This window comes from Nocardiopsis synnemataformans, assembly GCF_965343085.1.
GTDB lineage: Bacteria > Actinomycetota > Actinomycetes > Streptosporangiales > Streptosporangiaceae > Nocardiopsis > Nocardiopsis alborubida.
This window is the reverse complement of the sequence record NZ_CBDRFA010000007.1, coordinates 61509-85997: the sequence shown is the minus strand read 5'-3', so window position 1 is coordinate 85997 and position 24489 is coordinate 61509. Positions and strand designations below refer to the sequence as shown.

Sequence of the window (24489 nt, the reverse complement as noted above, 5' to 3'; positions counted from 1 at the left end):
AACCGAACGTGCGGTCATCGGGGTAGGGGTGCAGAACCCTGGTTGGGTGCTGCGGGATTAGTTGTCGGCGCAGGTCACTCGGACTTCGCCAGCGTGAAGTGTCCAGTCCTCGAAGAAGTCCAGGCCGTCGTCCATGACCGCTTCCAGCGGTCGGGCGACTTCGTCCGTGGCGGTGTCGGCCGACGCGGCCATACACACGACGGTGATCAGGGCGCCGCCCTCATAGGGCGTGACGGCGCATCCCAGTACCACCGTGCTCGGGGTCGTGTCCCTGCAGGTGGGTTCCAGGAGGGGAATCACCGCGCCGGTGAACTCCTCGAAGACCTCGAACTGGCGGGTAGGGCTCAACGGTTGGGTGTGCTCGGGTGCGAGCGCGAATATCTGGAGGTTCAGCAGCGCCATGGCGACAACTCCGTAAGGCGTTGTGGGTGACCGGGGTGGGGCCTGGTCCGCGCACCCGTGGGGTGCACGGACCAGGCGGTTGCGTTACGCGGTCAGCCGCACTGGCATGAGCAGGTGGCGGAACGCGGTGTGGTCGACCAGCCCGCCCGGAGCGTCGGTCAGCAGGAACGGCTTGGTCGGGGAGATGGTGTGCAGGGTGACCGTGTCGCCGGTGAAGCTCTTCAGCGCGTCGATGAGGAACACGTGGTTGAGCCCAAAGCAGGTGGCTTCGCTGATACCGCTCACCTGCGCCGACAGCGCGCGGGTGCGCACGTGTTCGGCACCCTCCCCCAGATGGGGCGCCACGCGGACCGAGTCAGCGGACACGGTGACCTCGACCGGCGTGTTCTGGGACTTCGACATCGTGGCCGCCAGGACACCCGCTGCCCGCTCGGTCTGGGTCAGCAGGTCGGCACGGTCGAGGACAACGGTCCCCTGGACCACGGTGGGCAGGCGTTCGGCGTACTTGATGAACTCACCGTCGTTGTGCAGGCGCGCCACCACCGACACGTGTCCGCTCTCCAGCGAGACCAGGCCACCGAACGGGCCTGGTCCGTAGCCGAGTCGGATGTCGCCACCGGCCAGCTTGGGCAGGATCCTGCCCAGCAGCGCGCCGTCGATCAGCGCACCCTTCTCGGGCGCGTCGGTGGCGATGTCCGCGTGCACGTAGCCGACGGCCAGACGGTAGCGGTCGGTCGCTGCCAGAGTCAGCCCGTGGTCACCGACGTCGATCTTCATGCCGGTCAGAGCAGGCAGGGTGTCATCGCGACCGACCGCGCGCAGCACGCGCCCAGTCTCGGCCGTGAACTCTCCAGCGTCCACGTGCGCGAACACGTTCGGCTGCTCGGGCAGGTCCGGGTAGTCCTCCACGGGCAGCAGCTCCAAGGGGATGACGCTGTCGGCCAACTCGACCGTGGCGAACTGGGTGTCCTCCACACGCATGGTCACCGGCAGGTTGTCCGCGTCGCGCTTGCGCACACCCTTGACCAACACGGTCAAGAGCTTGTTCAGCTGCGCGTGTGAGACCAACACGCGCCCGGAGGTGCGGACCGCGCCGACGATACGGACGGTGGTACTGGTGTCGTAGTCGTAGCCACGGACCAACAGGTCCGCACCCTGGCTCTCCAGCAGCACACCAGCCATCACGGGGATGGCGGGCTGGGTCGAGATCGACGCGCCCACCGTGGTCAGCGCGTTGAGCAGTTCGGCGCGCGTGGCGGTGAACTCTCCGGACAAAGGCGCCTTGGGTTCGGTCGGACGCGTCGTTTCGGTTACCGTCGTCATGTTTCCTCCCTAGGAAACGGATACGGTGATTCGGTTCCGAGGATTCTTGTTGGCCTCGGTGGCGGATCACAGAACGCGTGTGCTGCGACCCACCATCGCGGCCAAACTAGAACGACTCGAAATGGATCCCGCCACGGGGACCGACCGTAATCCGCCATTCCGGTTCGGGCGCGACGTAGCCCCATCCCTCACGGTCGTTGGGAACAACTCGATACAGGTCGATGTAGGCGTCTTCGGACGCGGGAAGGATTTCCGAACACTCCTCCCACACGTGCGTGGCCACCATGTCTTCATGGCAGAACGGATAGGCCGAGTCGCAGTGTCCGCTACCGGTGACGCGTTCACGCAGCTTGCGTCCCGCGTCGGCGCGCGACGTGAACGCTTCCGCTTCGGTGCCGACATCACCGAAGGAACAGGCCGGCCCGTCATGGAAGAATCCGACGAAAAGAACTCGCATTTTCGTTTCCCCTTCTGCTGGCGTGAGCTAGTCCGACAGTGGGCAGCGCGCGCGTGTGTGACCGGGCGCACTGCCGGACAATCGGGCTAGATCCACGCGCGGCACAGGCTTTGGTGCCGTGACGTGGTCACCGAATAGCCAACGTCGGGGATGACGGTTTCGCCGTCCTTACGCACCCATGCGATAGGGGTCGCGTAGGAGTAGACGACGTACGCGATTCCGGGGCTCTCGCGGTCGGAACGGTAGACCTCGACCCATTCCGCAGGAAGGCGCCCAGTACTGCTCAACGGGAATCCGTGGGCACGCATGGCACCGTGGGACTGGAACGGAGTACGGCCAGACAGCAGACCGAACGGTCCGCCAACATCATGCCTAATCGACACGACAGACATATGATCAACTCCCTTTGCTAGTCACCTATAAACATACCCAAAACGCAGGCACGGATAACAGAGCGAAGGGAATTAGATCCACCCTTTTTCAGGCGAATCAATCAGCGCCACATGAACCAAAGGAAGGAATCGCAAGGAAACAACAGTGGCCACAATCAAATGGAAGAAAGGGATGGATAATAGAAATGGGAGGAGTAACTCAAAGACAAGGGAGATCACGCTGATTCAAGGAACAAGGACACGCCAGCGACCGCCAGCCGAATTTTCTATAGCCGCAGGCGGCACCAGTCCGGGGTACTGCCGGTGACCCCTAAGGGTCTTCTGAACTGGGGCTTTACACACGCCGGGACCAGCCAACCAGAGGGGTGGGGTGCACGGCGAGGGGTACGGCTAGCCCTGGGGCGGACCCAGCCACCGCAGAAAAGGGAGAGATGCGACCCTGGGGAAAATATGGAGCACCACAAAGCAGGAAAGGCAAAACCGGAACACTTCTATGCTTCGTGGGCGCCGCCGTCAGCACCCGAAAAGAAACGGCTACCGGAGGGAGGTTCCAGCTTCTTCGAGGGCCGCTTTATGTGAGGCACGGACCCGTTCGGCCGACCTCGCATCCGCCTTGTCATCATACCTGGCAGCGAGTTCTTGCGCGGCTTCTTCGGCAGTCGGTTCGATTCTGAGCGCTCTTTGCAGCATCGAAATAGCTGCGTCTGATTCCGTTCTTTTCGCACACTCGGTCAACGCGGAAACGAGCTTGGCTCGAATTCGCGTGCGCACTCCTTCGGCCCAGACGAAGTCGGATTGGGAGGCGAAGTCGTCGTCGAACATGGCCGCTGCGGCCGTGACGAGCGAGGAAGCATCGCCGTTGTGGTCTGCCTCGTCCAGGAGCTGGTCGATCCGCCACAGGTCGCACACCACCAGGTCCCTGTTGAGCTGGTAGAAGTCACCGTCGTGGGTGATGACGGCTGTCGCGTCCTCCCCGAGAAGGGGACGGCACGCTGTTCGCACGGCGGTGCAGGCATCATGGAAGCGCCGGATGCCGCGGTGAGAAGCGTCGGCGGGCCACATCGCGTCGACCGCGGCCTCCAGACGCGCCCCGGCCGGGTGGGCGGCCAGGTAGGCCAGAACTTCGTAGGCGGCCCTGCGGTGGGGACGCACCTGCTGGCCGTGGACGGCCAGGGTGATGCGGCCGAGCACAGTGATCGACACAGTTCCGCTCGTCTGAGGGCTGATGGACCCTTCTGGCGAAGCCTGAGAGGGCGCGACCTCGCGGGTTTCGTCGTCGTGGTCGTCGTCCTGTTCGCTGGCCTTGGTGGGCGTCGGAGAACTCTGGTGGCGGGTCAGGGCCTGAAGCAGCTCTGTGGAGGTGGTGGGGGCCCACCGGTGGCCAACCACATCGGCAAAGGGGGGCCCTGCTTCGGTGATGGTGCCCTCGCTGTCGAGGGTGCAGGTCGCACCAGCCTCGTCCGGCCAGGGGCCGAGCAGGACGGCGCTGAGGGGCATCCGATCAGTGTGGGCAAGTAGGGAGGTGGCCTCCGCGGCGACGCCTGTCTCGGCCCGGGTCAGCAACACGAACTGGGGCCCCTGTGCGGCTGCGATGCCGTCGTCCTCGGCCTGTTCGTCCTCGGCGCGATGGCGGGCAAGCACCTGAAGCTGGAGCAGCGTGAGAGCATCTTCGACGGTGTCGGTGACCATCACCGGGGAGTCTTCGCCTGGCAGGGGAAAACGCCGGGTGTCCTCCAACAGGGAGCGTAGGTCGGCGCTGGGGACAACGATGGTGAGATCGCTGTCGGTGGTCTCCAAGGCTCGGGCCAGAAGCGTGCGGGCCGCCCCTTCGGCGCCGGGGCCGGTGATGCCGAGCCCGGGGGCTCGGGCGAGATCCAGGATTGCCAGGTCCTGTTGATCCTGGCTATCGACTCGGCCCTGGGCACCAGTGGCGAACGTGGTGGACTCGGACGCACCCTCTGTTGGGTCGTTGTCCTCGAAGCCGTCGCTCTCCTGCCCTTCATCTTCGCGCTGGCCGCGCAGGTCTCGGCGCCGTTCGATCGCCGCGCCGGTCAGGATTCCAGCAACACCGGTGGTCATGACCAGGATCAGCCCGCTGGGCAGGGACAGGCCCACAGCCGGGCCTTGAGCGTCGTCGGAATCGTCGGCGGTCCCCGTGTCGTCGGGTCCTGCGGGGGTTGTGGGTTCGGTGGGCGGAGCGACGACGACACTGTAGGAGATCTCGACGCGTCGTTGCTCGGCGTCGTCGTCGGCCTCAAGCAGGGCCTGGTCTCCCTCTCCCCGGGTCTCGATCACCACCCCGTCTTCACCCAGGTGCGTACGCAGCGCGTCCGCGACCGCCTCCGCGCGCCGCTCCGAGAGGGCCAGGTTGTAGTCGGGGTCCCCTGCCGCGTCGGTGTGCCCGGTGATCACGATCGGGATCTCGGGGGCTCCGTGGCGGGAGATGAGGTCGGCGCTGGCCTCAACGTTGGTGCGCATCTGCTCGGTCAGTTCGGCGGAGTCGTAGCCGAAGGCGTCCACGGTGCGGGAACGCTCGACCAGGACGGGTTCGTCGGGTTCCTCCGCTGTCGTGGCCGGGGCGGTGTCATCTGGCTCTTCGGGTGCTGCGGTGACCGTGCTGGTGGTGGACGTGGCGTGAGCGGCGGTCGGGGTCACGACCAGAGTGCTCAGGGTGGTGGCGGCCAGGAGCTGTAAGGGGCGCAACAGTGGCAGGTGAACGGGCCTGCGGCGCACCATCGTGAGGGCTTCGGTGGCCAAGGCCAGCAGGTACAGCCCCCAGATTCCCCACAGCAGCGTGATCAGGGCGGCGGTGGCCACTCCTTCGGGCAGGCGTGCGCTGCGCAGGTGGACCTCGACGTTGAGGAGGGTGAGGTCGAGGGTGGGCCAGGTGAGGGTGGTGGCCAGCCAGGGCAGCCCGGCGAGCAGGCCGGCGGTGGTCAGGAGTACGGCGAACTGGCGAAGACGCAGGTGTGTCATGGGTGCCTCACGGCGTGGGTGTGGCCGGGTCGGTCAAAGGGGTGGCGCTCGCGGTCCCCGAAGCGGTGCGCGAGCCCAACGGCAGCAGGCGGAAGGTGAAGGTGCTTTCGACGGTGACGGTGATGACGTCGCCGTCCACTGATGCGGTGCCCTGGGCTCCGGCGTCGGTGAGGAACCCGGTTGCCGCGGCGGAGGCGGCGGTGGGGTCCAGGATCAGGGTGCCGTCGGCGCGGTAGGCGGCCAGGTCGATCTGCTGGGCTCCCGCGCGGGCTGCTTCCTGGGCGAGGTTCAGGGTGCGGGAGCGTTCTGCGAGTGCGCCGCCGACGTCGAAGACGAACGCCACCAGCAGCAGGAGGGCGGTGGCCATGATGATGAGGAACGCGGTCGCCTGCCCCCCGTCATCGGAGTGGTGTGGTTCTCTCATGGGGTGCTCCGGTAGGTGTCCACCACCGATGAGGCAACCCCTTCGATGCTGCGGGTGCCGGGCAGTCCCAGGCCTGTCAGGTCGGACAGGTCGGCGTGGCAGGTGAACGTGGCCGTCACGGTGGCGCCGGGGGCCAGGCCGCTGGTGTCCAAGGCCAGGTCGTAGCTGGCACAGCTCAGGGAGTGCGTACGCACCGCCTGCGCAACGGCCGCCTCAGCAGCAGTGGAAGCGGAAGCAGGGGTGCGTTCCAGGGTGGCGGCCCGGGCTGCGGCGTGGGCGATGGTGTCCACGGCCATGGTCGAGGTGATGATGCGGTGGGCAAGCATCACCAGCAGGGCGATGGCGATCAGGATCGGGGTGAGCAGGGCCAGCTCCGCCGACGCCGAACCCCGGTCCCCTCCCCCGCTTCGGCCGATCATGGCCCGCCGCCTGGGGTGAGGCGTTCCACGGGCCCGGAGACCTCGGCGTTCACCGGCCAGTCCAGGCCGGGGATCATCGTGGGCACACTCGCCTGCACGCGCACGGTGGCGGTGGTGGCGGTGCGCTCGACCTCGATGTCCACACCGTCGAGCAGGTCCCCGCTGAGCTGGGTGGCGACCTCGGTGGCGCGGGTGTGCCCGTCGGCCTCGGTGGCCTCCACCCCCCGGGTGGCGGCGTGGCCGTGTTGGGCGATGGTCTGGGCGACGTGGTCGGCGTGCGCCCACAACGCCACCTGGACCACCAGTACGAGGAGGAGCAGCATCAAGGGGGTGGCCACGACCAGCTCGGTGCTGCCCCGGTCGCTGTCGGGGTCGGTGGGTGGTGGGGCCAGGGGGCGCATCGGTGTTATCCGAGGCTGATGGATCCGGCCCATTCCAGGACCTCGGGGCCGATCAAAGCGAGGGCTCCCAGGCCCAGGGCGACCAGGGTGGCGGTGACCGCGACGGTTTCGGTGGAGTAGCCGTCATCGGGGCGGGTGTGTCTGCGCCAGCGGGCGAGGAGGTAAGAGAGCATGGTCGTTTCTCCAGGGTGGGGTCACATTCCGGTGAGGATGAGGTGCAGCGCGGGGTAGCCGATGAAGACGAGGAATCCGGCGAACATCAGCACCACGGGCAGGCTCATGCGTTCGGTGGCGGACTGGGCGTGGGCGTCGAGTTCGGCCAGGTGCTGCGTACGCAAGGAGGTGGCTTTGGCGGCCAGGCTCGCGCGCACGCGGGCGCCGTCGGCTCCGGCCAGGCGCAGGCTCGCCGCCAGTTCGGCCGCGGCGGGCACGTCGTAGCGTTCGCCGAGTTCTTCGAGGGCGACCCAGGCGGGGTCGTGGCGGATGGTGGCGGCGTACAGGGCGGTGCGGATGCGGCGCATGGCCCAGGTGTCGCTGGTGCTGGTGGCGTCGGTCAGGGCGCCGGTGGCTCCGGCGCCTCCGGCCAGGGCGATGACGACCAGGTCGCAGACCGCGGCGATGGTGTGTCGCATCTGTTCGGACCGCTCCTTGGCCTGGTCGCGGACCTCCAGGTCGGGGGCCATCCACAGCACCAGCGCGAACACCCCCCACGCCGCGATGCCGAACAGTGGGGATACGGCGATGCCCCACGCGGTCAGAGCCGCCGCGAGGAAAGGTGGCACCACCAGGGCGAGGGCCGCCATGGCGGCTTTCTGGGACAGGTATCCGGGTACGTCCCGGTCGCAGGCGGCCAGGTGGCGGCGGGTGCGGCTGGTCGGCAACCCGACAGCGGCGAGCAGCGGCACCGCGGGGGCGCCGAGCCTGCGCGACCACCCCGAGGAACCGGCTGTCTGCTCCTGGCCAGGAGCGGGCTCAGCGGGTGGGAGTGGATCTGCGAGGAGTTCGGCCAGGGACGGACGGGACAGCCTGGGTAGGAGGGCCACCCACACCCCGGCCGCCACCAAGGAGCCTCCGATCGCCGCCAGCAGGAACGGGTTCACGCGTCCACCTCCGATGCGGTTTTGGGGTGTTCGCGGGCGAGCACGCGGGGTCCGAGGTCGGTGCGGGCCAGGCGGGCGAGCCAGACCATGCCCACCGCCCACAAAGCACCAATAACGCCGAGGACTACCTGCCCGGTGCCGGTGTCATAGGCGGCCAGGTAGTTCGCGTTGATCAGGGCCAGGATGGCGGCCATGCCCAGGGTGGTGCCGGTGATGATGCGCGCGGAGGTGCGCACCCGTGCGCGGGTGGCGGCCACCCGCACCAGCATCGCCGCTTGCTCGCGTGCGGCCTGGGCCAGGGAGGACAGCAGTCCGCCCAGGTCGGCAGCCTGGCGGGTGGCCGCCCCGGACAAAGCCGCGACCACCAGGTCCGCGGTGGGCACGTCCACCCGCATTGCGAACGCGCGCAAGGCGTCCTCGGGTGGGACGCCGTGTTGGAGTTGGTCGGCCAGGTGGGCGACGTCTGCGCGGATCGGCGCGGGGGCGGTGGGGACGGTGTGCGCGATGGCTTGGTGCAACCCGGCAGCTCCGGCCATGAGGTCGCGGATCTGCTCGGCCCAGCCAGCCACCGCCTCGACCTGGGCGACCTGGACGGTGTGTTCGTGGTCCGGGCCGAGCAGTCGGGGCAGCCACCACGTAGCGACGGCGACCAGGATCGCGGCCACCGGCCAGCCAGTGAGCACCCACACCACGGCCCCGGCCGCCACCACCCCAGCGACGCGGAGAAGACGTGCCCGAGTCACCCCTTCCAGGGACAACGCTGTGGATGTGGATGTGGGTGTGCGGTCGGGCAGGGCCCCCACCAACAGTCGGAGCGTCAGCCACACGCCCGCGCCCAGCAGCGCACCGCCCAGGCCTCCAAGCACCAATCCGGGGAGGTTCATCGCCGCCGCCCGTTCACCGACGGCGCAGGACCGGCCAGCAAAGCAACATCGAACCCCGCAGAGCCGAGGGCCTGAGAAGTATCCGGGCTGGGAGGCGCAGCGGAGGCGACACAGTTCCGCACGGTGTCATAGCGGTAGATCTCGTTGGAGAGCACCTGGGCGCCGTCCGAGCCCACCACCTCACGCACGCTCGTGACCCGGCGCCCTCCGGTGGGGGTCGCGGACAGGTGCACCACCAGGTGCACGGCCGCCGCCACCAACAAAGACGTGGCCTCCAACGGAAGCCGGTCGGACAGGGCAGCGTAGGCACCGAACTTGGTGAACGCCCCCGCCGAACTGGCCGCGTGCAGGGTGGTCAAGGACCCGTCGTTGCCCTGCGACATCGCGGTCAGCAGCGGAACAGTCTCCGAGCCGCGGGTTTCTCCAACGATGACGCGGTCCGGGGACATCCGCAGCGCCGCCCGCACCAGATCAGCGACGGTGACCTCGCCGCGGCCTTCGGTGTTGGGCGGTCGGGCGTGCAGGGCGACCGCGTCCGGGTGCGCGGAGGTGTCCCGCTCCAGGGCGAGTTCGGGCACGTCCTCAATGGTGACCACACGTTCCTGCGGCGGGACCTCGGTGGCCAGGGCGCGCAGCAGAGTGGTTTTCCCGGCACCGGTTCCGCCGGTGATGACGACGTTCCTGCGGGCACGCACAGCGGCACGCAGCAGAGCGACCAGGGTGGGGTCCAGGGTGTCCAGTCGGCGCAGCTCGCCCAGGCCGGTGGTGCGGTAGCGGTGACGGCGAATCGACACCGCCGGTTGGTGGGAGACATCAAGGATGGCGTTGAGCCGGGAACCGTCGGCCAGGGCCATGTCCAAGATGGGGGCGGCCGGGTCGAAGCGGCGCTCCCCGGTGGGTGAGTCGGCGGCGATCCGACGCACCAAAGCCACCAGCTCGTCAGCGCTGTCCACGATAGGTGGCAGGTGTTCGCGGCGACCGTCCGCGTAGCGCACCCACACCGCGGTCCCGGTGAGGTTGACGTTCTCGATCTCGCCGTCCTCCAGCAGCGATTCCAACGGGCCGAGCCCGCACACCCGCGCCAGCACCTGACGGGCGATAGCGTCCTCGGCGGGACGGTCCAGAACCGGATTGCCGGTGGCCAGGGCCCGGCTGGCGTGCTCCTCCAGGATCTGGCGGATGACCCGACGTGCCAGGGACCGGTACTCCTGCCCCACCACCGGGTCGGTTTGCGCCGCGCGGACGCTCAGCCGTCGAGTGGCCTCCGCGGTGACCACCGGAACCCGGTCAACGATCTCCTGGCTCATGGCACCTCCGCAGCCAGCGCCGAGGCAGAGGAGGAGGATTCGGTTCGCCCCTGCTCTTCGAGAGCGTGGGCCAGAGTCCGGGCGGCGGTAATGAGTGGGCGCCGGTTCACCCGGCGCACCTCGCCCTGCCCCCACAGGAACGCGGCCGTGCGCGGATCATGGGGCACACGCGCCCACACGGGCAGACCCACCGCGCCGCTGATCTCCGCCGCACTCCGGTCCGCACCCACCACGGCGACGCCCACATGCGCACACCGCGAACGCAGCCCGGGGGCGGACTCCTTGACGCGTTTGAGGTGGGCGACGTCGCCGGTGGTGACCAACACCGCCACATCCGCCGCTTCCAGCAAGGAGGCAGAAGGCGTGGATGGGGCCACCCGCCCCAGATCCACCACAGTCTCGGTGAGGGCTTTGGGGTTGTGGGCGAGCACCCCCACCGCCCCGGTCGTGCGCTCAGCCGTGGGCGGCGCCACGCAGACCCGCAGCCCGCCCGGCAACACCTGCGAGAAGGACCCCAGGTCGAGGGTTTCGTGGTCCTGGCCGCTGCGGCTGGCCGCCGCCAGATCCACCACCCCCGGCCACGGCGCCAGACGCCACCACGCGGCCACATCTCCGCCTGAGGCGTCCGCCTCCACCACCCGCGCCATGCCTGGTGCGGGCCAGGTACTGGCCAGGGCGAGCGACAACGTGGTCACCCCCGGAGCGCCCGACAGGGAGAACACCGCAACCATCATCAGTTGCCCCCATGCGGGGTGTGGACCACGGTGATCTGCTCCTCGGCCGCGGCTCGGGCGAGCTGCGCCGCCTGAGCCGAATCCACCACCAGATCCACCAAGACATCGCTGCCCGGTTCCTCGGACAGGGGGGTCAGGGTCTGCACCAGCGCGGGGAAGGACGCCTGCCCGCCGTCGTCGGTGATGACCACCGTCACCTGCGAACCCGCCCGGACCGAGGAGGGAATCCGCCCGGAGGTGAGCTGGGCGCCCACCGTCGCCTGCCCTGCGGCGAGCTGGTCCCCTTCCTGGCCCAGGGCCGTCTCCGGCAGGACCGCGCCCTCCACGACAGGCACGGTGAGGGTGGCGCCCACCGCCTGGTCGACGTCGGAGACCGTCGAGGCGCCCTCGGCCCCAGCCACCTCCACCACGCGAACATCGGCGGCGGTGAGCTGGTGGCCGGCGGGAAGGTCCCCCGCCGCGACCAGTACGGGGACCCGCTGGTCGACCTGGCCCAGGGCGAGCACCACCGCCGTGGCACCGGCCGCCATGAGCGCCACCGCGACCAGGACCGAACGCCACCGGCGGCCCGACCTGCCCGCGAGCCGTACCGGAGCCATCTTCTCCCCTGTGCGGGGCTCAGCCGTCGCCACCATCACGTCTCCCTCGTCCTCACGTGACCACCCCGGAGGACTCGACCACCCGCACGCTGGTGGAGGTCTCGGTGACCAGCGCGGGGAGCGTGCCGCTCTCCCCGTCGGAGCTGGACCACTCCACATCCCAGGACAAGCTGGCGGTCAGGTCGTGGGTTCCGATCAAGGTGTAGGTGTGCCCGCAGTCCGGGGACTCCTCGGCGGGGTCGTGCTCTTGGGGGTCGTAGGCGGTCCCGGCGCCCTCGCAGTCCGCCGTGGTCCCGTCACCCATCGACCACGAGGTGGAGGAGGGTGTGGCGGTCACGGTCACCGAACCACCGGGCACCGTCGCGGTCGCGGTCTCCTCCTGCCAGTCCTCGGTGCCGATCCACATCCACACCGGAACTCGCACCAGAACCGGGGAATCCGCGCTCGGCGACATCGAGATGGACGGCTCCGAGAGAGTGAAGGCCGCGCGGGCCGCGAACGCCAGCGCCTCGAAGTCCACCTCCTCCTCAGCGGCTTCCCCGCCACCACCGACAGTGGTGCTGCACCGCGCCAAAGACCCGGCCACTTCACACGCGGGCTCGGCCGACGCCTCCTGCGCCCCCTCGCCGTCTCCGCCGCTGTCCGTGCCGCCAGCGCCGGGGGCTCCAGGGCTCCCGCCCCCGGACTCCGCACCGACATCGCAGCCTGTCCCGCCTGATGGACCGCATTCCACGTGACCACCGAGAAATTCAGGATCTGCCCATGCTGGTGCTGCAACACAGAGGAGCACAGTCGCAGTCCCCAACGCCAAGAAAGCAGAGTCTCCTATCCATCGCACGATCCACTCTCCCAAATTCGCAGGTCGGTCACTTTCCATGAGAGCCCGTCGAAATCCACGGTGGCGTCCACCTGCCGAAGAATAGGATCTTCCGGAGAGGGCTCTACCAGCTCTCCTGTCTCGCCGTCCTCGCGAAGCCAAGAGGTCGAGTCCATACAGTCCTCGATCGTCACGAGTTCGTCATCGTCCGCCGCAGCTTCCGGACTGAACGTGGGCTCGCCGCGTGAGACGAATCCATCCTCGGCTTCGGCGTTCAAGCCGTGTTCCACCAAGGCCAACGCGTCCCCACTGGCATAGAGCTCCAGGTCCGAGTAGTCGGGGTCCACGTGGTGGGACTCCTCGACCAGCACAGACCACATGGACTCGTAGGCCTCCAGCGCGGCCTCCTCCGTCGACACCTCGGGTGGAGACGACGCGTCAGGTTGCTCGCTCGGAGGATCGTCCGGTTCCGCACCCTGAGTCGTGCAGGCAGCGCTGGCCGTCATCACAAAGGTCACCACTGCAATGCTGTGGAGCCTCATCCTGCCTCCAGAGCCTCTTCGACTATCACTCGGAGTGACGAGGCTAATGCCGGACCGCCCTCATTCCAATAAGCAGCACCCCAGATCTCCTCCAAGTAAGAGAACCCTCACCGATAGGTAAGGTTCCATCACGAAACCTCACCTTCTGGTCTCACCTATGGATCACGTCTCTAGCGAACCCAGGCGCCGAAAAGGGTGCCCCATATTCCTCATAGGAAGAAGTGAGACACCCCTGAAAGTGTGGTTATGTTTTCTACGAGTGTCAGATACCGCCTTCGAACCACCGCACCGTGTCCGAGGGAACACCGAGGCATTTTCCCTGAAGCGTGAACACGTCCAAGGAAGACATCTCTGGCAGATCTGACCTTCGAGGAGTTGGAGCACTGCCGAGAGTTACTCCGCGGAAGCCCAGTAATCCTTCAGCATCTCGCCCGGCCACGACGGCTGCCTCACGTCTCCACGGGGGCCGAACTCGTCGAACCACGGCGCGAAGTCCAGGACAGGCGTCCCGTCAACCGCGTCCAGATCCTCGACGTGCAGGTCTCTACCTTCGATCCGGAGCAGGCGCGGATGGGAGATGGCGATCCGGGCGGGCCGACGGTGGTTGTGGTGGACGAACGTGCCGGTCTCCGGCCAGTCCGGGTTGTTACGGGGGTTTCGCGCGCCAAGGTGCACGTCGGCGCCGGAGCCCTGGCTGAAGTGCCACACGACCTGGAGATGGCTGAACTCTTCCAGGCCCTTCAGGGTGCTCACGGGCAGGTCCTCGCTGAGCCGGATGATCGACCGGACTCCTCCCCAGTAGTCGTCGGCGACCTCGGCGCGTCCGCCGACGACGGTGGCAATGGGGCGGAGCGTGATCTCCATGAGTCCTGTGTCCCTTCGGATTGGGGCGGGCCCGGATCAGGGTATATCTCGCAGGATCTCGGCTGCGCGGGCATCGACCTCGCGCACCGCGTCGATCCCGCGGCCGCGCACGGTACCGAGGACCGTGCGCATGGTCTGGACCGTGTTCTTGGCCCGCCCGGACCGTACTCCCCTCATCGCGTCCAACGCCTGGGTCCACGTGGTGCACGCCGCCTCGATCTCACCGCGGTCCGCCTGGATCTCACCGAGGTACCCGAGGGTCACAGCATGGGTGCGCGAGAACTCGGCACCGCGTAGCTGGGCGCTGCGCTCGAACTCGCGCTGGGCGGCACCGAGGTCGCCCATCGCCTGAAGGGTCCGAGCCGTCTCGTGCGCGAGGCTGGCCTGGGCGAAGAACCAGACTCGACCGGGCTCGTCGTCTCCGTCGGTGGCGTCGGAAAGGTCGTTCTCGGCTTGGAGGAGGGCTTTTGCCGAGGCTTTGCGGTCACCCACGCGGGCGAGTCCGCGGGCGTGCACCACGCCGAGGAGTGCGCGTTCGCGAGGGCTCGCGGCGCCGTAGCAGGCCGGGGCCATGGAGGCGGCGGTCAGGTCTGCGGCCTGCGGGAAATGCCCGAGGTCCATGGCCTGGTGTGCCAGAGCCCGAAGCACGTGACCGGCCAGGGCCCGGTCCCCGGCTTCAGCGGCGAGCTTGACCGCCAACTGCAAGAGGTGTTGGGCCGTGCCGTGGCGGTTGGCGTCGAAGGAGGACCAACCCAGGACGTACACCAGCTCGCTCGCGGCGGAGAACACCTCATGACGGATCCGTTCGGGAGCCTGCCTGCGCAGCGTCGGGAGGACCTCGTCGGTGAGGAAGACGGTGGCGGCAGAAGTTCCGTAGCCTCCACCTCGCTGTTGGTCCAGGCGCTGGAAGAGACGGGTCGCGTCCCTGATCGCTTCCACGTCTTCTTGCGTGACGACCCCACGGCCCGCCGACCGGGCGCTTGCACGGTCAACGCTCGCCCGCCACCAGGATCCCCCGGGGAGCGCGAGTCCGGCCACTGAGTAGACGGCGGTGCCGATGAATCGCCTTCTGTGCACGTCGCTCCCGACCTCGGCCAGCGCGGCCAGAGTATCGGCCTCCCATGGGCTCTGGACAGGCGGCATCGGGGAACGCCCCAGCCCGATGTCCTCCAGGTGCAGAGGGTGCGCGAGTCCTCGGGCGAGCGCTTCACGCAACACGTCCGGCGCATGACCCTGCGGCTGTGTGCCGGTGACCCACATGGAGATGGTGGATCGTCCCACGCTCAGCAGGTCAGAGTGCCCCATCTCTCTCGCGACGCGCACGAACCGAGCTGCGACTTGCTGTTGTGACCACCCGAGTTCAGTGATCACGGCCTTCAGCTTCAGGTTGGGGCTGCGCATTTCCGCTCTCCGAAACACCTTTGGCAGCTTTGGCAGGGTCCCCGGCCACGCACCCATACCGACACGGCCCAGGAAATGGTTGTCTCACCGTAACGGCCCGTGACACTGGCGTCCGGAGGTTTCATCCAGTCCGACGTGGCCAGTACCGGCCGACCCCTTTCCCAGCTGTACGAGGAGTGGCGCAAAACGAGCAGAGACGCCCTGAGAGGGCTGGAATAGTCACAGCCATCGCCCACCCCCGGAAGGACTTCTCATGCACCTGATCTGCGAGCACCCCGGTTGGCAGACCAACGAAACCGGGCGCCGCCGAACGGTGCTCACCGCCACCGACGTCTGGCTCGCGCTCGCTGGCGAGAAGATCACGACCACACGCATCAGCGGAGGTTCCGGCCCCGGACCCTCAGTGGACCTCTACGACCCCGCCGACCTATCCGACCGGACCCCCTCCGAGCTGCGCTCCACGCTGGTAGGACAGGGGCCCGTCCAGCGCCTACGCAACCCCGACCTGTGGGATGCACTGGCGACCGCGATTATCCGTCAGGTGATCCGCGCGGACCAGGCCCGGTTGATGTACCAGAGGGTCAGCAAAGCCTTCGGGGCACCCGCCGAAGAAGGCCCTCACCCCTTCCCGACTCCTCGGACCGTCCTCGCCCTGCGCGAGTCCGACTTCGCCGAACTCGGCATGAAGTTCAAGGCCCGCCCCCTCACGGCCGCCGCCCAGGCATTCATCGAACTCGGTGACAGGTGGGCGGAGCTGCCTCCGGAAGACCTCGTGGCCGAGGTCCAAGCGGTCCCCCGGATCGGCCCCTGGACCGCCGGTGCCGCGCTCGCGGACTACACCGGCGACTTTTCCTTCTACCCCTACGGCGACATGGCCGTGCGCAAGTGGGCTGCCGACTCCGTCCCCGGATTCAACTGGCCTACCGACGAACTTAGCTTCGCCCGCCTGTGGCGGACCTTCGTCACCACTTCCTCAGAACTCTCCACCCTGACCGTGCTCACCCTCGCACTGGGAGGACCTCGTGGACAGGACCAACCGCCCTCATGAGCTGATCAGCGGCCACGACCCCGCTCGCGACCTCGACCTGCTGCTCGTCAACGCCCCCTTGCGCGACTACGCGGAACGCCCGCGCGTCAACGACTTCACCCTGCCTGTCCTGGGCATGGGGTACATCGCCACCTACGCTGCCCGCGCGGGGTTCAACGTCGGCGTGCTCGACGCCGAAGCCTTGGGCCTCCCGGTCGCCGACGTCGTCCGAGTCGTGAACGCCGCACGTCCCGGCTGGGCGGGGTTCAACCTACTCGCCCCCACCTACGAGATCTCCGCAGGCATCGCCTCCTTGCTGGACCCCGACATCAAGGTGATGCTCGGCGGCCATCAGGCCAAGGCCATGCCCACCCAGATCCTCACCGACCCCCGCATGGCCCGATGCGAGGCGCTGGTCATCGGCGAAGGCGAGACCCGCACGGTCGAGCTGCTCACCGACCACCGCACCCGGGGCGACCTACCCGGGGTGATGTGGCTCGACCCGATCCTGAAGACACCTGTCACCGGCGGCAGGCCGGGGCAGGGACACCACCTGGCACCCGACATCAACGGCCTGCCGTTCGTGGACCGGCTCTTCCTGGCCCAGGACCCGCACTTCGAGAACGGGCGCCTGGAGGCCAACATGGTCGGTGCGCGCGGGTGCCCCTACGACTGCTCGTTCTGCGGCGCGGCTGTGTCAGCGAACCCTGACGTGACCATCCGGGTCCGGCATCCGGAGAACGTGGTCGCCGAGATGGAGCACCTGCGCGACGCCCTCGGCGTGAGCGCGTTCCGGTTCGTGGACGACCTCTTCCTCGGTGCCCGACGCGTCATCGCGCAGATGATGGCGGGGTTCGCCGAACACCGTGTCGGCCAATGGGCGGTGTGGGACGCCACCGGACGGATCAACGTCCTGGCCCGGGAGAGCGACGCGACTCTCGACCTCCTGCTCACCAACGGCCTGCGTGAGGTCGCGCTCGGGATTGAGTCCGGTTCTGAACGGATGCTCGCCCACATCGACAAGCGGATCACCCGGGACATGATCCGCTCCACCGTGGCACGCCTGGTCGCGCGCGGGATCAGTGTCAAGGGTTACTTCATCGTCGGTTTTCCCAGCGAGACCCGTGCCGAGATGGCTCAAACCGTGGCTCTGGTACGCGAGCTGTGGGACCTTACCGCCACCGCGCCCGGCCGTTTCCGGTCCTCGGTGTTCGAGTTCCGGCCCTATCCCGGCACCCCGGAATGGGGTCGCCTCATCGCCACCGGCCGCTACACCCCCGCCCAGCTCCTGAACTACACCGCGGTCGATCTCACCGACCAGGGCGTCGACGAGGGCATGAGGCAGAGGGACGAGTTCAACTTCTCCTCCAACATCCAGTTCGGTGAGGCCAGCGTGGACGAGGTGCGCGCCGCTCTGGTCGGACTGTCCCATGGGGAGCACGAGCGAAGGAGCGCAGCGTGAGCAAGGGTATGTTCGTTGCCTTCGACGGCCCCGGCGGAGCCGGGAAGTCCACCACCGTCGCCGCTCTCGCCGGGCTCCTGGCCGCGGCGGGTACGCCGGTGCTCGCCACGACCCAACCCTCGCGGGCGGCCATCGGCCAGCTCGCCCGCACCAGCACCCGAGAATTAGGCGGGCTCTCCTTGGCCTGTCTCGTGACCGCAGACCGCTACCACCACCTCCAGAACCAGATCCGGCCCGCCCTCGCCGACGGCCACCTTGTACTGTGCGACCGCTACACCGCCAGTTCGCTCGTGCTCCAGGCCGGACTGGACGAGGTCCCCGAGAAGTTCGTGCGCGAACTCAACAGGTTCGCGGAGCCGCCGGACCTCCAGGTCATCCTCACCGCTCCGGCCGAGGAGCTACGCGAGCGGCTGACCGCGCGGGGCTCACACGGTCGGTTCGAAGACGACCCCACCACCGCGGCGCGGGAGGTGGCGCTCTACGCACGGGTCGCCGACCAGTTGTCCCGAGAGGGTGTACTCACCGAGGTCGTGGACACCTCCCCAGGAGTGAAGAAGACCGTGTCGCACCTCGCGGGCCTCATCAGGGCGCTATGGTCGCAGGATCGAGCCGCTGCCTGATCATGAACAGGACCCCGCCATGCCGCACACCAGTGTTGTCGACGTTCACGTCATCCTGCACCGGGACGGCGAGATCGTGCTGCTGGAGCGGCAGGGCACGGGGTACTGCGACGGGATGCTGCACCTGCCCTCCGGGCACCTGGAGGAGGGCGAGCCCCTGCACGTGGCTGCCGCCCGTGAGGCGCAGGAGGAGACCGCAGTCCTCATCGACACCGACCACCTCACCCTGGCGGCTGTCGTCCATCACCAACAGGCGCCAGGGCACGCCCGGATCGGTGTGTTCTTCGTGGCCACCGAGTGGCAGGGCGAGCCCCGCAACGCCGAACCCGACGAGTGCGGCAAGCTCGTGTGGGTGGACCCGCACCTGTTGCCGTCGAACACCATCGCCTACCCTGCCGAGGGCATCCGGGCCTGGCTCGACGGAGCGGGGTTCGCCCCACACGGCTGGTGATCCCTCAGGCCGCTGCGCGTACGAGCGTGTCGTAGGTGTCGGTGGTGCGCTCCAACTCCACGCCGAGCCCGCGCGCCCAGGAGTCGAGTTCGGCCTGTACCGCCAGGCCGTCGCGGTCGTCGTCGATGACGAGCTCCAGTTCGACGAAAGCCCCCACACCCTCGACCACGTCGACGCACACCGAGATCTCATCGGCGGCACCGGTCTGTCGGCTCTTGACGATGCGCACGGTGGGTTCGTAGCCCATGGCCAGTACGGCGGCGTGCATCCGCTCCCGGTCGGCGACGACCGTCTCGTGCTCGACGCATTCCATGGAGTTGGCCAGCGGTGTCTTCGTCGTGAAGACGTGCACGCCGCCGTCCAGGCTGCGCAACCGGGCGAAGGTGTGGCCTACCTTGCCCATCTCCGGTGTCCAGCCCCCGGGGGCGTAGGCCTGGTCGTCCTGGAAGACCGGTTCTCCCAGCTCGACCCCGGCGGCCTTGAGTGCGAGCATGAGCGCTTCGGGGTCTGTCACCCGGTACTTCGTTTCGATCTCCCGCATCACGCGCCCCCTGGGCCTCGCCGTCATCGTGCCTCAGGAGCGTACCGAGATCACGGCAGCCGTATCCGGCTGTTGGCAGAAGAAGGCCTTCAGGTGGGTGTCTGATGCTCGAAGGAGCGCTTGCTTTCACTGGCGGAGCAGATGAGGAGCCCCGCCGGTCGGTGGGGCTCCCTTCCGTTTCGGGGACTACCTGGCCTTCGCGACCGTCAGGAAGCGAGTCCATTCGGTGGACTCGAACAGCAGTGCTCCCTGCTCGCGGTGCTGGGTGTCACGCACGGCCGATGCCCCGGGGAGGTCGCCGATTTCCACGCAGTCCTGACCGTGTGCGGTGGAGTAGCTGGCCTTGCGGTATTCGAAGTCATCGGCGGAGTGGGGTAGACGAGTCACAGTTTTCCTTACAGGTCGTGCAGCACTTCATGCAGGTAGTCCGCTGTCTCGACCGGCGACGCAGCCGCAGCCGATACGTGGCTGAACATCAGGTCATACCGGTCGGTCTTCTTGGGGTCCTCCAGCAGGAGGCTCTCGGTGAGGGTCTCCAGATGGACGACGGGTCTGTCCCCGGACTCGAAATCCAGGATCGAGAACGACGAGCCCATCCCCGGATGGGCTCCCGTCGCGTCCCGCATCACCTGGAGGGTGAGATGTTCGGCCTGGGTCAGGTCGAGCAGGTGCTGCACCTGGCCTCGCTGGACTTCGCGTCCGCCAACGGGCTTGCGGATGGCCGCTTCGTCCACGACGGCCCAGACCTGCGGGGGCTCGGGACGTTCCAGGATCAGCTGGCGGGTCATTCTTGTGTCGACGCGTCGGTCGACCTCGGTCAGGTCCCGGATGCCGCCTCCCATCACCACCGCGGCGGCGTAGTCCCGCGTTTGGAAGAGGCCGGGAACGATGACTCCCCAGCTCCTGGCCCGCCGTGCGACGGCTTCCAGCCCGATGTAGTTCGTGGATCCGTAGAGGTCCTCGACGTCCGTCCACCACGCCCGGCTACGCCCTTCCTTGACCAGGTCAAGGAGGTAGTCACGGTAGGTCTCGTCGGTGACGCCGTAGTAGTTCAGAAGGTCACTGACATCGCGTCTGCTCGGTCGCTTCCACTGGTTGGTCTCGATCCTGGACAGCTTGGATCTCTGCCAGTCGAGAGCGTCGGCGACATCGGCGGAAGTCGTCTTGCGCCCGTCCGGCTGGCGGTGTCTCTCCCGCAGGCCTGCGAGCTCAGCGCTCAACCGCCTTCGCCTCGCGGTCGGGCTGAAGTCCTCCGTCATGGTGCCTCCTCCGTGTGTGGAAATCCTACGGCCCGCGACAGCCCCAAGCGGACTTTTTAGACATTGCTATTTAGGCATTGCTTTTTCAACTGTGCGACTCCATGATGGAGTCTCATCTACTCCCGTCGGACCCTCCATCCGGCATCCGATTGACAGGAGGTCGCCCCCCGTGCGATGCCTGCAACTGCTCTGGCGGCTGAGGCGCCTGCTCGCTCCCCCGGTTTCCGGCCGCCACCACGCCCGGCCCTCTCACCCCACCACTTCTCCGTCCACACGAGACTCGTCGGAGGTCCGACCACACAGGTCGCTCGTGGCGCCCCCGCGTTGGGAAGCGCCGCCCACACAGCCCACCCCCGACGCCCCTGACAACCCGCTCCGGATACCGCCGTACTACCTCGCGTGGGAGCAGGAGCAGGCCCGGCGGCGCAACGACCTCAACCGTCTCGGGCTCGGAGTCCTTCAGGACATCTCCCGTCCGAAGCCGTCCGCCGACGTCGGCGACCTGGCCAGGGCGGTCCGAAGCTGGCAGGTCGTAACGAGGGCGCGATCATGAGCGCGAAGATCCCCAGAACCACCGCAGTCGAACAGGCGTCCATCAGCCAGCCGAACGCAGCCGGTATGCGCACGGCGTGGGCCAAGAACGTGCCGGACCTGACGCCCGGGGTCGTCCTGGTCGACATGACCAAGGGCGTGTCCCTGCACCAGCAGACGGCGTCGGACACCCTGGACACCGCGCAGCCGGACAGGCTGATCGCAGCACTGGTCAGCGTCCATTCACGGATCGAGGCGGTGGGTGAACGGTGAGCACCCCCAAGCGGCGCCGCAGCACTCGATGCCGCCCCTTCCTCACACATGTCGAGAACGCTCGGGCCACCGTGGCGACCGGTGCCATCCCCATCGTGCGAAGCGTGCCCCTGACACTCCCGGCGGTGATGGTCCGGTGACCCTCGTATGTGACATCCACGAACTGCCCGACCTGCCCGCTTTGACTACCTGGGCGCACCAGCACGGCACCAAGGTCCGTTATCTCGGCCCCACTCTGGAGGGCAAGCCCGTCTACGGAGCGACCCAGGGAGCGGTGACCCGCGTGGTGGTCGAGCAGCAACCGGACCCCCACACCCACCCAGTCATCTGGAAGAGCCCGCTGGAGCGCCTGGAGGCCAAGGCATGACCTCTGCTGAGAAGCTTCTCGCCGAGATCAACACGGCACTTACACTGCCCGCCGTCGCGACCGTTACGGACGGGGTAAGACGTGCGAACTTACTGCGCTCCCGCGCCATCGCCGTCCGCGAGGCCACGGCGCACGCGACCAGGGCTGGGGCCTTCAACGAAGCCGCCGTCATGCTCCGCGACGCTGTCGAAGCCACTCCCCCCACCTGGCCGGTGCCCACGCCCACCGAAGCCGTCGGCCAGGCACTGACCAACCGAAGACCCCAGGTTGACGACGATGTCGTCGCCAGTATCCAAGCGATCCGACGCCGGACCCTCTGATCTCACCGGTCCTGGGGCTTTCCCCGGCCCCGGGCCCGGTGCCGGGTCGCAGGTTCGAGAGGCCCCGCGACCCTGAGGCCGCGTGATTCACGCGGCCCCGGCGACTCCCCCACGCCCCAACTGGGGGAGTCGCCCCTCCCATATCCTCCCGCTGCCCACTTCCTGTGGGCGCCCAGGACCGGAGTGAGGCGATGGACGGAGCTACGGCCTGCACCGGCACAGTATCCGGCCAGCACGACCACGTACCCGACCCGGCGGAACCGCAGACACCACTCATCCGCACGATGACCTGTCGCCACTGCCGAGACGTCATCACCGTGACTAGGTCACAACTGACCCCCGCACACCCAACTACCCCTTGCGCCGGGTGTGCGGGACCGCTCCTACCGAAAGACCCCTATGACCAACCACGAAGCACCCGAACTCCTGACCCCCGCTGAAGTGGCGAAGGCTTTCCGTGTCGATCCCAAAACCGTCACCCGGTGGGCGAAGGAAGGCAAGTTGACGTCGATCCGCACCTTGGGCGGGCACCGCCGCTACCGCGCGTCCGAGATCCACACCCTGCTGTACGGCGACGCACCCAACATCGCCAACGCCTAAGCCCCCGCACACTCGGCTGACTGCTACAGGGACGCCGGGCGTGTGGAACCGCCCCCATCCCACAGACACGGGACGTCGCCGAGGTCACCGGCTCTGGAGCGCTTCGAACGCCGTACGGGTGCGCTGTCCGAATCGGCCGGTGGCCGAGGTTTCGGGGTGGATGGAGGGCTCTCGTCCCAGGAAGCCGTGGGGGAGGCCGTGGCCGGTGATGAGAGTGGTCGGCACGCCGACGGCCCGGGTTCGGCGGGCGAATTGTTCCCCTTGTCCTCGCAGGAGGTCCTGTTCGGCGGTGACCACGACGGTCGTCGGTAAGCCTTCCAGGTCGGAGGCCAGGAGCGGGGATGCTTCGGGACGGGTGCGGTCGGTATCGCCCAGGTAGAGGGTGAACATCTGCTCCAGCAGTCTTCTTGTCGGGTCGTTGGCGGAAGGGTTTCCCTCAGGTGTGGAGGGTGCCGCTGTGAGGTCGAGTGCCGGGTAGATGAGCAGTTGCACGGCCAGTCGCGGTGCGTCGCCGCTGGCGGTCAGCCGGAGCGCGGTGGCCGCGGCGATCTGTCCGCCCGCGCTGTCACCTGCGACGCCCAAACGGGAGGCGTCCAGGCCGAGAGTTCCCGCTTCAGTGGCCACCCAGCGCACCACGGTTTCGGCGTCGTCCACCGCTGCGGGGAAGGGGTGTTCGGGAGGGCGGCGGTAGTCCACCGAGATCACGGCTGCTCCACAGGCCAGGGCAAGAGTGCGGGCGGCCGGATCGTAGGACTCGACGTCGCCGAGGATCCAGCCCCCACCGTGGAAGTAGACCAGGACCGGCAGGTGGGCGGTGGTGTCGGGCACGTACAGCCGCACAGGCAAACCCGCGATCACGAGGTCGCGCACCTGTGCCAGATCGGGTCTGGGCAGTACGGCCATGTCCTTGACGTGTGCCTGGCGGGCCTCGTACACCCAGTCCGGAGTGGGGGGCACGAGCGTCTTCTCCGGGTCGGGAACGGGCGGCGGAGCTGGTGCAGGAATCATGCGGGGGCACCGGTGGAGCCGTCGGCGCACGGCACGGCGCCCGGGCCGGTTCCCTCGGCGACGTGACGGCGCTCCAGCAGGACGGTGTCGCGCCAGCGGCCGTGGTGCCGGGCGATGCGCTCGCGTACGCCGACGGTGCGAAAGCCCGCCTGGTGGTGCAGGGCCAGACTCGCCTTGTTCTCGGGGAAGATCGACGTCTGGAGCGTCCACAGTCCGGTGTCGTCGGCCTCCATGACCTGTCGGTACAGCAGCGCCTTGCCCACGCCCCGCCCGCGTGCGTCCTCGGCGACGTAGACGGAGGTCTCGACGACCCCCGCGTAGACATCGCGCGCTGACACGGCGCAGGCCCCGGCCCAGCCGACCACCCTGCCGTCAGCCTCGGCGATCCAACGGTGCCCGGCGAGCCACTTGCCCCTCAGAGCCTCGATGTCGGGGGTCTCGGTCTCGAAGGTGGCGTCGCCGGTGGCGATGCCCTGGGCGTAGATCTCCCGCACCGGCCCCAGGTCGTCGTCGGTCATGGCTCGGGTGGTGACGTCGGCGGGCAGGTCGGTGGGGCAGCAGGGGCGGGCGCTGAGGACGCCCATGACGATGTCGGCCGCGTGCGGCAGCCCTGTGCAGCAGGCCGGGTTGATCGCCACACGGGTGGAGGTGCCCACCTTCGTCAGGGTCACGAAGCCGACGTCGGCGAGCTTGCGTAGATGGTGGGAGACAGTGGGCTGGCGGATATCGACCATCTCGGCGAGCTCTCCCACACTGATCGACCCCGGCGTGGTGGCGACGACGTGCAGCAGGCGCACTCGCGTGGGTTCGGCCAGGCAGGCGAACCACGCAGCGTAGGTCTCAGCCTCGGCCACGGGGAGGCGGCGAGCGGTGTGTTCGAGCGGCATCACGGTCATACCGCCATTATCGACGAAGATCTATGCTTGCGTCCATAGGCGAGCATCGATAAAGTCTCGTTCCATAGACACCAATCGATGAAAGGGTGTGT

General features: G+C 68.1%; 31 protein-coding genes. 8 read left to right on the top strand and 23 right to left on the bottom strand.

Annotated features, from left to right (window positions below):
• Window positions 1-57 precede the first annotated feature (57 nt).
• The 18 genes from ACSIH6_RS05695 to ACSIH6_RS05615 form a co-directional block, all read right to left on the bottom strand.
• A complete protein-coding gene (locus tag ACSIH6_RS05695; RefSeq protein ID WP_435107155.1) occupies window positions 58-402 on the bottom strand; it encodes a hypothetical protein in 345 nt (114 codons plus the stop codon).
• A gap of 84 nt (window positions 403-486) precedes the next feature.
• A complete protein-coding gene (locus ACSIH6_RS05690) occupies window positions 487-1725 on the bottom strand; it encodes a DNA polymerase III subunit beta (RefSeq protein WP_435107154.1) in 1239 nt (412 codons plus the stop codon).
• A 106-nt stretch (window positions 1726-1831) separates the two neighbouring features.
• Entirely contained in the window at window positions 1832-2182 is a 351-nt protein-coding gene (locus ACSIH6_RS05685; protein WP_435107153.1) for a hypothetical protein, read from the bottom strand.
• A gap of 86 nt (window positions 2183-2268) precedes the next feature.
• The gene (locus ACSIH6_RS39455) at window positions 2269-2490 is read right to left on the bottom strand and encodes a DUF8033 domain-containing protein (protein ID WP_488185964.1); all 222 of its coding nucleotides are present in this window, start codon (window positions 2488-2490) and stop codon (window positions 2269-2271) included.
• Window positions 2491-3108: 618 nt separating this feature from the next.
• Entirely contained in the window at window positions 3109-5550 is a 2442-nt protein-coding gene (locus ACSIH6_RS05680) for an AfsR/SARP family transcriptional regulator (RefSeq protein ID WP_435107152.1), read from the bottom strand.
• Between the two features lie 7 nt (window positions 5551-5557).
• On the bottom strand, window positions 5558-5974 hold the full coding sequence (locus ACSIH6_RS05675; protein WP_435107151.1) for a TadE/TadG family type IV pilus assembly protein: 417 nt from the start codon (window positions 5972-5974) through the stop codon (window positions 5558-5560).
• A complete protein-coding gene (locus tag ACSIH6_RS05670; protein WP_435107150.1) occupies window positions 5971-6393 on the bottom strand; it encodes a TadE/TadG family type IV pilus assembly protein in 423 nt (140 codons plus the stop codon). The genes ACSIH6_RS05675 and ACSIH6_RS05670 overlap by 4 nt, the downstream gene beginning before the upstream one ends.
• Entirely contained in the window at window positions 6390-6794 is a 405-nt protein-coding gene (locus tag ACSIH6_RS05665) for a TadE/TadG family type IV pilus assembly protein (RefSeq protein ID WP_435107149.1), read from the bottom strand. The genes ACSIH6_RS05670 and ACSIH6_RS05665 overlap by 4 nt, the downstream gene beginning before the upstream one ends.
• 5 nt (window positions 6795-6799) lie before the next feature.
• Window positions 6800-6967 carry a hypothetical protein gene (locus ACSIH6_RS05660; protein WP_435107148.1) on the bottom strand — a complete coding sequence of 56 codons (168 nt, stop codon included), beginning with the start codon at window positions 6965-6967 and terminating at the stop codon, window positions 6800-6802.
• 21 nt (window positions 6968-6988) lie between these two features.
• A complete protein-coding gene (locus tag ACSIH6_RS05655; RefSeq protein ID WP_435107147.1) occupies window positions 6989-7894 on the bottom strand; it encodes a type II secretion system F family protein in 906 nt (301 codons plus the stop codon).
• On the bottom strand, window positions 7891-8778 hold the full coding sequence (locus ACSIH6_RS05650; protein WP_435107146.1) for a type II secretion system F family protein: 888 nt from the start codon (window positions 8776-8778) through the stop codon (window positions 7891-7893). The genes ACSIH6_RS05655 and ACSIH6_RS05650 overlap by 4 nt, the downstream gene beginning before the upstream one ends.
• Window positions 8775-10085 (bottom strand): TadA family conjugal transfer-associated ATPase, encoded by a 1311-nt coding sequence (locus ACSIH6_RS05645; protein ID WP_435107145.1) that lies wholly within the window; start codon window positions 10083-10085, stop codon window positions 8775-8777. Before ACSIH6_RS05645 ends, ACSIH6_RS05650 begins: the two co-directional genes overlap by 4 nt.
• On the bottom strand, window positions 10082-10819 hold the full coding sequence (locus ACSIH6_RS05640; protein WP_435107144.1) for a CpaE/TadZ family protein: 738 nt from the start codon (window positions 10817-10819) through the stop codon (window positions 10082-10084). Before ACSIH6_RS05640 ends, ACSIH6_RS05645 begins: the two co-directional genes overlap by 4 nt.
• Entirely contained in the window at window positions 10819-11454 is a 636-nt protein-coding gene (locus ACSIH6_RS05635; protein WP_435107143.1) for an SAF domain-containing protein, read from the bottom strand. Before ACSIH6_RS05635 ends, ACSIH6_RS05640 begins: the two co-directional genes overlap by 1 nt.
• Before the next feature lie 16 nt (window positions 11455-11470).
• On the bottom strand, window positions 11471-11938 hold the full coding sequence (locus tag ACSIH6_RS05630; RefSeq protein WP_435107142.1) for a hypothetical protein: 468 nt from the start codon (window positions 11936-11938) through the stop codon (window positions 11471-11473).
• Window positions 11939-12243: 305 nt separating this feature from the next.
• Complete coding sequence (locus tag ACSIH6_RS05625) at window positions 12244-12777, bottom strand: hypothetical protein (protein ID WP_435107141.1); 534 nt, start codon at window positions 12775-12777, stop codon at window positions 12244-12246.
• Between the two features lie 393 nt (window positions 12778-13170).
• Entirely contained in the window at window positions 13171-13641 is a 471-nt protein-coding gene (locus tag ACSIH6_RS05620) for a TrmO family methyltransferase domain-containing protein (protein WP_435107140.1), read from the bottom strand.
• Between the two features lie 36 nt (window positions 13642-13677).
• A complete protein-coding gene (locus ACSIH6_RS05615; RefSeq protein ID WP_488185961.1) occupies window positions 13678-15042 on the bottom strand; it encodes an NsdA family TPR-like regulatory protein in 1365 nt (454 codons plus the stop codon).
• 253 nt (window positions 15043-15295) lie between these two features.
• Between ACSIH6_RS05615 and ACSIH6_RS05610 the strand changes: the two genes are divergently transcribed.
• From ACSIH6_RS05610 to ACSIH6_RS05595, 4 genes are read left to right on the top strand one after another with little or no spacing between them, the layout of a single operon-like run.
• Window positions 15296-16090 carry a DNA glycosylase family protein gene (locus ACSIH6_RS05610; protein WP_435107138.1) on the top strand — a complete coding sequence of 265 codons (795 nt, stop codon included), beginning with the start codon at window positions 15296-15298 and terminating at the stop codon, window positions 16088-16090.
• Window positions 16065-17531, top strand: coding sequence for a B12-binding domain-containing radical SAM protein (locus tag ACSIH6_RS05605; protein ID WP_435107137.1), 1467 nt, complete (start codon window positions 16065-16067; stop codon window positions 17529-17531). The genes ACSIH6_RS05610 and ACSIH6_RS05605 overlap by 26 nt, the downstream gene beginning before the upstream one ends.
• Window positions 17528-18151 carry a dTMP kinase gene (gene tmk, locus ACSIH6_RS05600; RefSeq protein WP_435107136.1) on the top strand — a complete coding sequence of 208 codons (624 nt, stop codon included), beginning with the start codon at window positions 17528-17530 and terminating at the stop codon, window positions 18149-18151. The genes ACSIH6_RS05605 and tmk overlap by 4 nt, the downstream gene beginning before the upstream one ends.
• A 19-nt stretch (window positions 18152-18170) precedes the next feature.
• Window positions 18171-18602, top strand: coding sequence for an NUDIX hydrolase (locus tag ACSIH6_RS05595; RefSeq protein WP_435107135.1), 432 nt, complete (start codon window positions 18171-18173; stop codon window positions 18600-18602).
• 4 nt (window positions 18603-18606) lie between these two features.
• On the opposite strand, the gene ACSIH6_RS05590 is transcribed toward ACSIH6_RS05595, so the two are convergent.
• The 3 genes from ACSIH6_RS05590 to ACSIH6_RS05580 form a co-directional block, all read right to left on the bottom strand.
• On the bottom strand, window positions 18607-19143 hold the full coding sequence (locus ACSIH6_RS05590) for a class IV adenylate cyclase (RefSeq protein ID WP_435107134.1): 537 nt from the start codon (window positions 19141-19143) through the stop codon (window positions 18607-18609).
• Between the two features lie 186 nt (window positions 19144-19329).
• Window positions 19330-19530, bottom strand: coding sequence for a DUF397 domain-containing protein (locus ACSIH6_RS05585; protein ID WP_435107133.1), 201 nt, complete (start codon window positions 19528-19530; stop codon window positions 19330-19332).
• 8 nt (window positions 19531-19538) lie between these two features.
• Window positions 19539-20402: a helix-turn-helix domain-containing protein gene (locus tag ACSIH6_RS05580; protein ID WP_435107132.1), complete on the bottom strand. Its 864-nt coding sequence runs from the start codon at window positions 20400-20402 to the stop codon at window positions 19539-19541.
• Window positions 20403-20951: 549 nt separating this feature from the next.
• Between ACSIH6_RS05580 and ACSIH6_RS05575 the strand changes: the two genes are divergently transcribed.
• From ACSIH6_RS05575 to ACSIH6_RS05560, 4 genes are all read left to right on the top strand, one after another.
• Entirely contained in the window at window positions 20952-21206 is a 255-nt protein-coding gene (locus tag ACSIH6_RS05575) for a hypothetical protein (RefSeq protein WP_435107131.1), read from the top strand.
• A gap of 136 nt (window positions 21207-21342) precedes the next feature.
• On the top strand, window positions 21343-21573 hold the full coding sequence (locus ACSIH6_RS05570) for a hypothetical protein (protein ID WP_435107130.1): 231 nt from the start codon (window positions 21343-21345) through the stop codon (window positions 21571-21573).
• Entirely contained in the window at window positions 21570-21893 is a 324-nt protein-coding gene (locus ACSIH6_RS05565) for a hypothetical protein (RefSeq protein ID WP_435107129.1), read from the top strand. Before ACSIH6_RS05570 ends, ACSIH6_RS05565 begins: the two co-directional genes overlap by 4 nt.
• A 399-nt stretch (window positions 21894-22292) precedes the next feature.
• Window positions 22293-22493 (top strand): BldC family transcriptional regulator, encoded by a 201-nt coding sequence (locus tag ACSIH6_RS05560; RefSeq protein WP_435107128.1) that lies wholly within the window; start codon window positions 22293-22295, stop codon window positions 22491-22493.
• Between the two features lie 84 nt (window positions 22494-22577).
• Here the strand turns inward: ACSIH6_RS05560 and ACSIH6_RS05555 are convergent, their stop codons facing one another.
• Window positions 22578-23450 (bottom strand): alpha/beta hydrolase, encoded by an 873-nt coding sequence (locus ACSIH6_RS05555; RefSeq protein ID WP_435107127.1) that lies wholly within the window; start codon window positions 23448-23450, stop codon window positions 22578-22580.
• Window positions 23451-23497: 47 nt separating this feature from the next.
• Window positions 23498-24397, bottom strand: a complete 900-nt coding sequence (locus ACSIH6_RS05550) for a helix-turn-helix domain-containing GNAT family N-acetyltransferase (protein ID WP_435107126.1) — start codon at window positions 24395-24397, stop codon at window positions 23498-23500.
• Window positions 24398-24489: the final 92 nt, after the last annotated feature.

Excerpts from the sequence above, each read along its gene's own strand:
- ACSIH6_RS05680 (WP_435107152.1), bottom strand. The coding sequence starts at position 5,550 with ATGACACACCTGCGTCTTCGCCAGTTCGCCGTACTCCTGACCACCGCC.
- ACSIH6_RS05590 (WP_435107134.1), bottom strand. The coding sequence starts at position 19,143 with ATGCGGGAGATCGAAACGAAGTACCGGGTGACAGACCCCGAAGCGCTC.
- ACSIH6_RS05675 (WP_435107151.1), bottom strand. The coding sequence starts at position 5,974 with ATGAGAGAACCACACCACTCCGATGACGGGGGGCAGGCGACCGCGTTC.
- ACSIH6_RS05685 (WP_435107153.1), bottom strand. The coding sequence starts at position 2,182 with ATGCGAGTTCTTTTCGTCGGATTCTTCCATGACGGGCCGGCCTGTTCC.
- ACSIH6_RS05645 (WP_435107145.1), bottom strand. The coding sequence starts at position 10,085 with ATGAGCCAGGAGATCGTTGACCGGGTTCCGGTGGTCACCGCGGAGGCC.
- ACSIH6_RS05695 (WP_435107155.1), bottom strand. The coding sequence starts at position 402 with ATGGCGCTGCTGAACCTCCAGATATTCGCGCTCGCACCCGAGCACACC.
- ACSIH6_RS05620 (WP_435107140.1), bottom strand. The coding sequence starts at position 13,641 with ATGGAGATCACGCTCCGCCCCATTGCCACCGTCGTCGGCGGACGCGCC.
- ACSIH6_RS05690 (WP_435107154.1), bottom strand. The coding sequence starts at position 1,725 with ATGACGACGGTAACCGAAACGACGCGTCCGACCGAACCCAAGGCGCCT.
- ACSIH6_RS05665 (WP_435107149.1), bottom strand. The coding sequence starts at position 6,794 with ATGCGCCCCCTGGCCCCACCACCCACCGACCCCGACAGCGACCGGGGC.
- ACSIH6_RS39455 (WP_488185964.1), bottom strand. The coding sequence starts at position 2,490 with ATGCGTGCCCACGGATTCCCGTTGAGCAGTACTGGGCGCCTTCCTGCG.
- ACSIH6_RS05560 (WP_435107128.1), top strand. The coding sequence starts at position 22,293 with ATGACCAACCACGAAGCACCCGAACTCCTGACCCCCGCTGAAGTGGCG.
- ACSIH6_RS05635 (WP_435107143.1), bottom strand. The coding sequence starts at position 11,454 with ATGGTGGCGACGGCTGAGCCCCGCACAGGGGAGAAGATGGCTCCGGTA.
- ACSIH6_RS05660 (WP_435107148.1), bottom strand. The coding sequence starts at position 6,967 with ATGCTCTCTTACCTCCTCGCCCGCTGGCGCAGACACACCCGCCCCGAT.
- ACSIH6_RS05595 (WP_435107135.1), top strand. The coding sequence starts at position 18,171 with ATGCCGCACACCAGTGTTGTCGACGTTCACGTCATCCTGCACCGGGAC.
- ACSIH6_RS05580 (WP_435107132.1), bottom strand. The coding sequence starts at position 20,402 with ATGACGGAGGACTTCAGCCCGACCGCGAGGCGAAGGCGGTTGAGCGCT.
- ACSIH6_RS05575 (WP_435107131.1), top strand. The coding sequence starts at position 20,952 with ATGAGCGCGAAGATCCCCAGAACCACCGCAGTCGAACAGGCGTCCATC.
- ACSIH6_RS05625 (WP_435107141.1), bottom strand. The coding sequence starts at position 12,777 with ATGAGGCTCCACAGCATTGCAGTGGTGACCTTTGTGATGACGGCCAGC.
- ACSIH6_RS05650 (WP_435107146.1), bottom strand. The coding sequence starts at position 8,778 with ATGAACCTCCCCGGATTGGTGCTTGGAGGCCTGGGCGGTGCGCTGCTG.
- ACSIH6_RS05670 (WP_435107150.1), bottom strand. The coding sequence starts at position 6,393 with ATGATCGGCCGAAGCGGGGGAGGGGACCGGGGTTCGGCGTCGGCGGAG.
- ACSIH6_RS05565 (WP_435107129.1), top strand. The coding sequence starts at position 21,570 with ATGACCTCTGCTGAGAAGCTTCTCGCCGAGATCAACACGGCACTTACA.
- ACSIH6_RS05615 (WP_488185961.1), bottom strand. The coding sequence starts at position 15,042 with ATGCGCAGCCCCAACCTGAAGCTGAAGGCCGTGATCACTGAACTCGGG.
- ACSIH6_RS05640 (WP_435107144.1), bottom strand. The coding sequence starts at position 10,819 with ATGATGGTTGCGGTGTTCTCCCTGTCGGGCGCTCCGGGGGTGACCACG.
- ACSIH6_RS05610 (WP_435107138.1), top strand. The coding sequence starts at position 15,296 with ATGCACCTGATCTGCGAGCACCCCGGTTGGCAGACCAACGAAACCGGG.
- ACSIH6_RS05550 (WP_435107126.1), bottom strand. The coding sequence starts at position 24,397 with ATGACCGTGATGCCGCTCGAACACACCGCTCGCCGCCTCCCCGTGGCC.